Here is an 8,887-nt window from a genome sequence, read left to right on the forward strand (position 1 = left end):
CTGCCTCTCTTCACGCACCCCACACTCACACCACACCCCCCCCCCCCCCCCCCCGACACTGCCGCCGGCCCCGGCCCCGGCGGGACCCTGGGGTGGTGCGGACAGCTCCGCACCGGACCCCACCAGGGAGAGGAGCCGGGCGATGGTTACCGAGGTGGCCGCCTTCCGCGGCGTCGGCAAGAGCTACGGGCGGGTGCGCGCCGTGGACGGCCTGGACCTCGTGCTGCGGCCGGGCGAGACCGTCGCCCTGCTCGGCCCGAACGGCGCCGGGAAGTCCACCAGCCTGGACCTGCTGCTCGGCCTGCGCGAACCCGACCAGGGCAGCGTCACGCTGTTCGGCGCCACCCCGCGGGCGGCGATCGCGGACGGCCGGGTCGGCGCGATGCTGCAGAGCGGCGGGCTGATGACCGACGTCAAGGTCCGCGAGATCGTCGAGCTCGCCTGCAAGGTGCACCCGCGCGGCCGGCCGGTCACGGAGGTGCTGGCCGACGCCGGGATCGAGGAGATCGCCGAACGCCGGGTCGACAAGCTGTCCGGCGGCCAGGAGCAGCGGGTCCGCTTCGCCCTGGCGATCGCCGGCGACAGCGACCTGATCGTGCTGGACGAGCCCACCACCGGCATGGACGTCAGCGTCCGGCAGGCGTTCTGGGCGAGCATGCGCGCGCAGGCCGACGCCGGGCGCACGGTGCTGTTCGCCACCCACTACCTGGAGGAGGCCGACTCGATCGCCGACCGCGTCCTGGTGCTGCACCGGGGCCGGCTGATCGCCGACGGCAGCTCCGCCGAGATCAAGGCGCGCGCCGGGGCCCGCCGGATCGCCTTCGAACTCCACGACGCCGACCTCCCCGCGGACGTCCGCTTCGACGAGGCCGTGCTGCGCTCCCTGCCGGGCGTGCAGGCGCTGGACGTCACCGCCCGCGTCCCGGGGGTGCGGACGGTGCGGATCCGGACCGCGGACGCCGACGCCGGCGTCGCCGGGATCTACCGGGCGGGCCTGTACCCGCGCGGCCTGGAGGTCGCCGGGGTCGGCCTGGAGCAGGCCTTCCTGACCATCACGGGCGAGCTGGACCGCCGGGCCGACGCCGAGAAGGAGAGCGTGCGATGACCACCCTGATCAAGCTGGAGATCCTGCGGACCCTCCGCAACCGGCGCTACCTGTTCTTCACGGTGCTCTACCCGGCGCTGATGTACGTCTTCTTCATCAACGCCTACGGCTCCGGCAACCAGGCCGGCGGCCTGCCCGTGAAGACCTACTTCATGGTCTCGATGGCCACCTTCGGCGCGGTCGGCGCGGTGCTCACCGGCAACGCGCAGCGGATCTCGCTGGAGCGCAAGAGCGGCTGGACGCGCCAGCTGCGGCTGACCGCGCTGCCCGGCCGGGCGTACACCGTCGGCAAGATCACGGCGACCGCGGTGACCACGCTGCCGGCGATCCTGGTGGTCTTCGCGGTCGGGGCCGTCCAGGGCGTCCAGCTGAGCGCGCCGCAGTGGATCGGGCTGGCGGCCGCGCTCTGGCTGGGCAGCTTCGTCTTCGCCGCGCTGGGGGTGGCGCTGGGCTACGCGGCGGCACCGGACGCGGTGCAGCCGATCGTGATGATCACCTACATGGCGATGGCGCTGCTCGGCGGCACCTGGTTCCCGGTGAGCGGCTCGCTGGAGGGCCTCGCCCGCTTCAACCCGGTGTTCCTGTACAACAAACTGGCCACCTTCACCCAGCCCGGGCACTCCCTGGACCTGGCCGCGGTCGCCGGACTGGCCGCCTTCTTCGCGGTGTTCGTGGCCGGCGCAGCGGTGCTGTACCGGCGTGACGCCCGCCGGGCATGATGACCACCATGACCGACGCGCACCGGACCGACCGCCCCGACGAACCGGGGGAGGCCGGTCCGGTGCGCGCCTCCTTCATGAACGTCCCGGGCGCCCCGGTGGAGACCCGGCGGCAGATGACCGTCAAGGTCGCCTGGATGCTGCTGTGGATGACCTACCTGGCCTACCCGGCGAGCAGCCTGCTGAACGGCGGGCACAGCGGGGCCGAGCAGGTCTTCGGCTGGGCCTGCCTGGCGGTCTTCGTGGCCGCCTACGTCCTGCTGGTGATCTTCCGCTCGCAGGCGGGGATGAAGCCGCGGGCCTGCCAGGTGGTCGTCGGGACGATGATCGTGCTCGCGGTGGCCTCCGCCGCGGTGCTCGGCGGCGCGTTCCTGACCATGTTCATCTACGCCTCGGTGTGCCTCGCGGTGATCACCCCGGTGAAGCACGCGCTGCGCGCCCTGGTCGCGATGGCCCTGCTCACCGCCGGGACCGGCCTGGCGATCCACGCCGACAACGACAGCACCACCACCTTCGCCCTCAGCGCCTTCCTCTCCGGCGTCGCGATGACCGGCCTGCAGCGGCTGGTCACCACCATGAAGGAACTGCGCGAGGCCCGGGCCGCGGTCGCCCACCTGGCCGCCTCCGAGGAGCGGCTGCGGCTCGCCCGCGACCTGCACGACCTGCTCGGGCACTCGCTCTCGCTGATCACCCTCAAGAGCGAGCTGGCCGGCCGCTTCATGGACGCGGGCAAGGACGAGGCGGCGCGGGCGCAGGTCGCCGAGATCGAGCAGGTCGCCCGGCAGTCGCTGATCGACGTGCGGGAGGCCGTGACCGGCTTCCGCCGCCCCACCCTGCCGGTCGAACTCGCCGCCGCCCGTACGGCGCTGGCCGCCGCGCAGGTCCGGCTGGAGGCCGCGCCGGAGCTGGTGGACGCCTGGCCGTCGCTGGCCAACGAGGAGGCGGGCGCGCTGGCCTGGGCACTGCGCGAGGCGGTCACCAACATCGTCCGGCACGGCGAGGGGGCCACCGTCTGCACGGTGACGGCGGACGAGAGCTGGGACGGCGGCGGCGGGCGGTACGCCGTCCTGGAGATCACCGACAACGGTCCCGGCCCGGGCAAGTCCCAACCGGGGAACGGGCTCTCCGGACTGGAGGAGCGCCTCGCCCTGGTCGGCGGCCGGCTGGAGACCGGCCCGGGGGAGCGCGGCAAGGGCTTCCGGATCCGGGCCTCGGTCCCCCTGCGCCCGGTGCCCGCCCCGTCCCCCGGGGCCTCCACGGCCTCCTAGGAAGCGTCCAGGGCGCGGCGGTAGCGCAGGCCCGGGTGTCCGCCGAGCCGGCACTGCCCGGTGACCGTGAATCCGCTGCCGGTCAGGACGGCCCGGGAGGCCGGGTTGTCGAGGGTGGTGGCGGCGGTCAGCGCGTGCAGGCCGTAGGCGTCGGCGGCGAGTCGGCAGACCAGCGCGACGGCGGCCTTGGCGAGGCCCTGCCCGGCGGCGGACTCGGCGACGCGGTAGCCGAGTTCGGCGCTGCCGTCCACGAGGTCCACCAGGTTGATCCGGCCGACCAGCGCGCCGTCCGGGCCGAGGACGAGGTGGAACCGGCCGGTGCCCTCGGCCTGTTCGGCGAGCAGGGCGTCGTGGCGCTCGGCGAACCCGGCCGCGGTGAAGTAGGCGTCCCCGCGGTCGGGCACGGTCCGGGCGAACCAGGCGCGGTTGGCGAGCTCGAAGGCGAGGACGGCGGCGGCGTGGTCGGGGCGCAGGGGTTCCAGGGTCAGCATCCGGTCAGTCTGCTGCGCAGGGCTTCGGTGAGCCATCCGAATACCTCCCGCAGGCCCTCCGGCACCGGCCAGCCGTTGATGACGGCCAGCAACTGCCAGTAGCGCTCGGCGCGCGGGTCGTCGGCCGTGGTGAGGCGGGCCAGCAGCCACGAGCGGAGGGCGGGGTCGTCGGGGCGGCGGAAGGTCTCGGCGTACGCGGCGGTGAGGGTGTCCAGGACGGGGTCGGCGGCCGGGGAGGAGGGCGTGATGCCCTCGGCCAGGGCCGCGCCGACCACCGTCCGTACCGTCCCGGTCAGGGCCGCGTGCAGCCCGCCCCGGTCGCCGTCCGCCCGTTCGACGGCCTGGTGCTCGGCCATCCGCCGCACCGCCGCCCGGAAGTCCGGGTCCTGGACGAGTTCGCCCAGCTCGACCCAGGCCTCGACCTGCTCCGGCCGCGGTTCGTCCGGCAGTTCGGGCATCGCCGAGCGCAGCATGGCGACGAACTCGGGGTTGGCGTCCAGGTCGCCGAAGGTCTCGTCGATGAAGTCGTGGACGAGCCGGCGGCGTTCGGCGTCGGACAGTCGGGCGAGCTTGTGCATGAGTGTCATCTCCTCGGGGGTGGAAGAGCGTTGGGCGACGGCGAGCAGGACGGCCCGGCGCAGCCGCAGGGCGCGGATCTGCACCTCCAGGGCCTCCGCGTGCGTCGAGACGACCTCGTGCAGCGGGGCCTGGCGCTCCAGCACCCGGCGGATCGCGGGCAGGTCGAGCCCGAGTTCGCGCAGGGTGCGGACGAGGTCCAGCCGGGCGAGGCCGTGGAGGTCGTAGCGGCGGTAGCCGGCGGTGGTGCGGTCGGTGGGCGGGACCAGGCCGGTGTCGGCGTAGAACCGGATGGCCTTGACGGTGAGTCCGGTGCGCCGGGAGAGGTCGCCGATCGAGTAGAGCGTTTCGCTGCCGTCCATGGGCACCACTGTGGGGTCTCCCCCTGCCGGAGACTCAAGCCCCTTTCCCTCTAAGGTCGTGGCCATGGGTACTGCAGAGAACGGCCCCTCGATCCGCGTGCTGCTCGCCGAGGACCAGGGGATGGTCCGGGAGGCGCTGGCGGCGCTGCTCGGGCTGGAGGGGGACATCGACGTCGTGGCGCAGGTCGGCCGCGGGGACGAGGTGGTGGCGGCGGTGCTGGCGAACGAGGTGCAGGTCGCCGTGCTGGACATCGAGATGCCGGGGATGACGGGCATCGAGGCGGCCGCCGAGCTGCGCAGCCGGGCGCCGGGGACGCGGGTGGTCATCGCGACGACCTTCGGCCGCCCCGGCTACCTGCGCCGGGCGATGGAGTCGGGGGCGGACGCCTTCCTGGTGAAGGACGCGCCGGCGTCCGAGCTGGCCGAGGCGATCCGCCGGGTGCTGCGCGGCGAGCGGGTGATCGACCCGGCGCTGGCGGCGGCCGCGCTGGCCGAGGGCGCCAATCCGCTGACCGCGCGCGAGCGGGACGTGCTGGGCGCGGCCGCGGACGGCACGGTGAACGCGGACATCGCCAGGCGGCTGCACCTGTCGGAGGGGACGGTCCGCAACTACCTCTCGATGGCGATCCAGAAGACCGAGGCGCGCAACCGCACCGAGGCGGTCCGGATCGCCCGGGAGAAGGGCTGGCTGTAACCGCTTCTCAGGGCAGGTCAGTTGAGCCGGTGGCGGGCCGCCCGGGCCTCCTGGCGGACCTTGGCGGCGGTGTCCGGGTCGAAGGCGTCCAGGATCCGCGCGTAGTCGTCCATCTCCGCCGAGCCGCCGAGGAAGTCGCCCATCCGCACCAGGAGTTCGGCCCGTTCCAGGCGGAGCTGGGCCGGGTGCCGGGGGAGCAGCAGGGCGAGTTCGGTGGCCCACAGCTGGGTGCGGGCCTGTTCGGGCCGGTCGGCGGCCCAGGCCCGGATGTTGCCGAGCACCCGCAGCACGATGTCCAGCGGCTGGGCGGGGGTGAGCAGCGCGGGGGTGAAGTCGTGCCCGGAGGCGGCGACCAGGCGCTCGACGTCGGCGGGGTCGAGCAGCCGCCCGCCGTGGAAGGGGTCGGCGAGGACGTACTCCTCGCCGCCGGCCGGGCCGCCGACCGCGACGATGAAGTGGCCGGGCAGGGCGATGCCGTGCACGGTGAGCCCGGCCCGGCGGCCGACGGCCGTCCACACCAGCGAGAGCATGATCGGCAGTCCGCGACGGCGCCGCAGGACGTCGGGCAGCAGCGAGGACTCCAGCCGGCGGTAGTCGGACTGGCGCCCGTGGAAGCGTTCCCGGCCGCCGAGCACGGCGGCGAGCAGTGCGGCGGTCTCCTCCGGCCCGGACGGCGAGCGTTCGGCGACGGCTAGCCGGACGGCGGCCGCGTGCCGGTCGAGGGCGGCCTCGCAGGCGGCCAGCAGGGTGTCGACGCCGGGCGGTTCGCCCGGATCGCCCGGGTCGAGGACCGGGTCGTGCTCGGCGGCGGCGAGCAGGCAGAGCAGCACCGGGTCGGGCTGCTCGGAGCGGGCGGCGGTCCGGAAGCGGTCTCTGCTGTGCTCGGTCACGGTGACGGCGACGGCCTTCGTACGACGGACGGACAAGCGGACATACCAGGAGGGAACGGTCGGGCGCCTACTCCTGGGGGAGGAGCGCGTAGTGGTAAGTGTGACTGGTCGTGAAGCCGAGTCCGTCATAGAGCGCCCCCGCACCGTCGTTCTCCGCCTCGACCTGCAGGTACGCGCCGCTCGCCCCCTCCTCCGCCGCGCGGGCGGCGAGCACCGCCATCACCGCGGTCGCCAGTCCGGCCCGCCGGGCGTACGGCTGGACCTCGATGGCGCCGAAGCAGGCCCACGGGCCGTCGATGACGCAGCGTCCGATCGCCAGCGGCGGCTGCCCGGGGGCGCCGGGGACGGTGGCGAACCAGACCGAGGGGCCGCCGTGCAGCACCCGGCGGGCCGCCTCGCGCGCCGCCGGGTCCTCGCTCAGCTTCCCGTACAGGGACATCCAGTCCTCGCCCGCGGTCCGCGCGAGCCGCACGCGCCCGTGCCCGGTGCCGGTCCGGGCGAGCGCGGCCAGCGGGGCGGTGCGCACCTGGGTGGGGGAGCGCGGCGGGCCGAGCAGCGGCCTGAGGTCGTCGGCCGTCCCGGGGGTGATCACCTCGACCAGGGCGGGCAGTCCGCGCGCCGCGTACCAGGCCCGGACGGCGGCCAGGGCCGCGGGCAGCGGCCTCCCCGGATCGCCGAGCGCCTGGACGGAGTTGGCGCGCTGGGTGAACCCGGCCGCGGCGCGCAGCGTCCACTCGCCGAGCGCCTCCTGCTCGACGCCCGGCCAGCCGCGCCCGGCGGTCCGCTGGAGTTCGACCGGCGTGGCGGCGGGCAGCTCCGCGCGCCGCGCGGGGAAGAGCGGCACGACCTTGCCCGCGACCAGCAGCTTCTCCGGGAAGGTCACCGGACCGCCCGACCGGGGCTCGACCGTGAGCCCGTGATCGTCCCACGATGTGAGCACGCCGATCACATCGCGGAACACCGGACGGTCGTCCACGAACTCCGAGAGGCGCCGCACGGACACGCGAAGACCCACGTCAGAGCGATCTATCCGGACTTCCGGACGCCGTTCCAGCTGGTCTCGGGTCATGATCCGGCCACCTCCTGTGCATTTGCCTGCTCCGACCCGCGATACTAGGGGCGGGCATCGACGACGCCGCGCTCACACCGCGCACGGCAGCAGAACAGAACGGGCCGACAGGCCCTTCCGAGGAGGAACGACAGCGTGACCTACGTCATCGCGCAGCCTTGTGTCGACGTGAAGGACAAGGCGTGCATCGAAGAGTGCCCGGTTGACTGCATCTACGAGGGCCAGCGCTCCCTCTACATCCACCCGGATGAGTGTGTCGACTGCGGCGCGTGCGAGCCGGTCTGCCCGGTCGAGGCGATCTTCTACGAGGACGACACTCCGGAGGAGTGGAAGGACTACTACAAGGCGAACGTCGAGTTCTTCGACGACCTGGGTTCGCCCGGCGGCGCCTCCAAGCTCGGCCTGATCGAGCGGGACCACCCGTTCATCGCCGCGCTGCCGCCGCAGAACGCCGACCACTGACGATCGGTGGCTACTGAGCTGTGAACACCAACAGCACGCGCGCGCCGTTCCCGGGTCACCCGGGGGCGGCGCGCCGCGTTTCCGACCGGCTCCCGGTGTTCCCCTGGGACAAGCTGGAGCCCTACAAGGCCACCGCCGTCGCCCACCCCGGTGGCCTCTGCGACTTCTCCGTCGGCACCCCGGTGGACCCGGTCCCCGAGCTGATCCAGAAGGCGCTGGCGGCCCACACCGACACGCCGGGGTACCCGACCGTCTGGGGCCCGCTGGAGCTGCGCGAGGCGATCGCCGGCTGGCTGAACCGCCGCTGCGGCGCCGGGATCGGCCCGCGGGCCGTCCTGCCGACCGTCGGCTCCAAGGAGCTGGTGGCCTCGCTGCCGACCCAGCTCGGCCTCGGCCCGGGCGACCAGGTCGCCTACCCGCGACTGGCCTACCCGACCTACGAGGTGGGCGCCCGGCTGTGCGGCGCCGAGCCGGTCGAGTACGACTCGGTGGACGAGCTGGACGGCTCCCGGGTGCGCCTGCTCTGGGTGAACTCGCCGTCCAACCCGACCGGCCGGGTGCTCGGCGCGGACGAGCTGCGCCGCGCCGTCGAGTGGGCCCGGGAGCACCGGGTGCTGCTGGTCAGCGACGAGTGCTACTTCGAGCTGGGCTGGGAGGCCGAACCGGTCTCCGTCCTGCACCCGGACGTCTGCGGGGACCCCGGGGACGGAACACAGCACGAGGGCCTGCTGGCCGTCCACTCGCTCTCCAAGCGCTCCAACCTGGCCGGCTACCGCGCGTCCTTCGTGGCGGGCGACCCGGTGGTGGTCGAGGAGCTGCTGGGGCTGCGCAAGCACGGCGGCATGATCGTGCCGGCGCCCGTCCAGGCGGCGACGATCGCGGCGCTCGCCGACGACGCGCACGTGGCCGAGCAGCGGGAGCGGTACGCGGCCCGGCGCTCGGCGCTGCGGGCGGCGCTGGAGGCGTACGGCTTCCGGGTCGAGCACTCCGAGGCGAGCCTGTACCTGTGGGCGACCCAGGACCGCCCGTGCTGGGAGACCGTGGCCGAACTGGCCGGGCTGGGCATCCTGGTGGCGCCCGGTGACTTCTACGGGCCGTCCGGCGCCGGCTTCGTCCGGGTCGCGTTCACCGCGACCGACGAGCGGGTCGCCGCGGCCGTGGAGCGGCTGGCCGCGGCGCGCTGACGGCGGGTACGACGGAGGGGCCGGGGGTTGCGGAAAATCAAAAACCCCCCGCCCCCGCCGGGGGGCC

At 74.2% G+C, this 8,887-nt stretch carries 10 protein-coding genes; 6 read left to right on the forward strand and 4 right to left on the reverse strand.

Annotation, left to right across the window (positions count from 1 at the left end; translation table 11 throughout):
- Positions 1-142: 142 nt before the first annotated feature.
- From ACFWXO_RS27035 to ACFWXO_RS27045, 3 genes are read left to right on the forward strand one after another with little or no spacing between them, the layout of a single operon-like run.
- A complete protein-coding gene (locus tag ACFWXO_RS27035; RefSeq protein ID WP_375884744.1) occupies positions 143-1,105 on the forward strand; it encodes an ABC transporter ATP-binding protein in 963 nt (320 codons plus the stop codon).
- The gene (locus ACFWXO_RS27040) at positions 1,102-1,824 is read left to right on the forward strand and encodes an ABC transporter permease (protein ID WP_375884746.1); all 723 of its coding nucleotides are present in this window, start codon (positions 1,102-1,104) and stop codon (positions 1,822-1,824) included. The genes ACFWXO_RS27035 and ACFWXO_RS27040 overlap by 4 nt, the downstream gene beginning before the upstream one ends.
- Before the next feature lie 8 nt (positions 1,825-1,832).
- Positions 1,833-3,092, forward strand: a complete 1,260-nt coding sequence (locus tag ACFWXO_RS27045; protein WP_380526669.1) for a sensor histidine kinase — start codon at positions 1,833-1,835, stop codon at positions 3,090-3,092.
- Here the strand turns inward: ACFWXO_RS27045 and ACFWXO_RS27050 are convergent.
- Both ACFWXO_RS27050 and ACFWXO_RS27055 read right to left on the reverse strand, forming a co-directional pair.
- Positions 3,089-3,583 carry a GNAT family N-acetyltransferase gene (locus ACFWXO_RS27050; protein ID WP_380526671.1) on the reverse strand — a complete coding sequence of 165 codons (495 nt, stop codon included), beginning with the start codon at positions 3,581-3,583 and terminating at the stop codon, positions 3,089-3,091. The genes ACFWXO_RS27045 and ACFWXO_RS27050 overlap by 4 nt on opposite strands.
- Positions 3,577-4,521, reverse strand: coding sequence for a MerR family transcriptional regulator (locus tag ACFWXO_RS27055; protein ID WP_380526673.1), 945 nt, complete (start codon positions 4,519-4,521; stop codon positions 3,577-3,579). The genes ACFWXO_RS27050 and ACFWXO_RS27055 overlap by 7 nt, the downstream gene beginning before the upstream one ends.
- 64 nt (positions 4,522-4,585) lie before the next feature.
- Here ACFWXO_RS27055 and ACFWXO_RS27060 point away from each other — a divergent pair, with 64 nt between their 5' ends.
- Positions 4,586-5,215: a response regulator gene (locus tag ACFWXO_RS27060; RefSeq protein ID WP_380526675.1), complete on the forward strand. Its 630-nt coding sequence runs from the start codon at positions 4,586-4,588 to the stop codon at positions 5,213-5,215.
- 17 nt (positions 5,216-5,232) lie between these two features.
- Here the strand turns inward: ACFWXO_RS27060 and ACFWXO_RS27065 are convergent, their stop codons facing one another.
- Both ACFWXO_RS27065 and ACFWXO_RS27070 read right to left on the reverse strand, forming a co-directional pair.
- Positions 5,233-6,141, reverse strand: a complete 909-nt coding sequence (locus tag ACFWXO_RS27065; protein WP_375884759.1) for a transglutaminase family protein — start codon at positions 6,139-6,141, stop codon at positions 5,233-5,235.
- Between the two features lie 31 nt (positions 6,142-6,172).
- Entirely contained in the window at positions 6,173-7,108 is a 936-nt protein-coding gene (locus tag ACFWXO_RS27070) for a GNAT family N-acetyltransferase (RefSeq protein ID WP_380526677.1), read from the reverse strand.
- A 201-nt stretch (positions 7,109-7,309) separates the two neighbouring features.
- On the opposite strand from ACFWXO_RS27070, the gene fdxA reads away from it, so the two are divergent.
- Positions 7,310-7,636, forward strand: a complete 327-nt coding sequence (gene fdxA, locus ACFWXO_RS27075; protein ID WP_030287402.1) for a ferredoxin — start codon at positions 7,310-7,312, stop codon at positions 7,634-7,636.
- A 20-nt stretch (positions 7,637-7,656) separates the two neighbouring features.
- A complete protein-coding gene (gene dapC / locus ACFWXO_RS27080) occupies positions 7,657-8,820 on the forward strand; it encodes a succinyldiaminopimelate transaminase (RefSeq protein ID WP_375884764.1) in 1,164 nt (387 codons plus the stop codon).
- The last annotated feature ends 67 nt before the right edge of the window (positions 8,821-8,887 follow it).

The organism is Kitasatospora sp. NPDC059088 (assembly GCF_042738155.1).
GTDB lineage: Bacteria > Actinomycetota > Actinomycetes > Streptomycetales > Streptomycetaceae > Kitasatospora.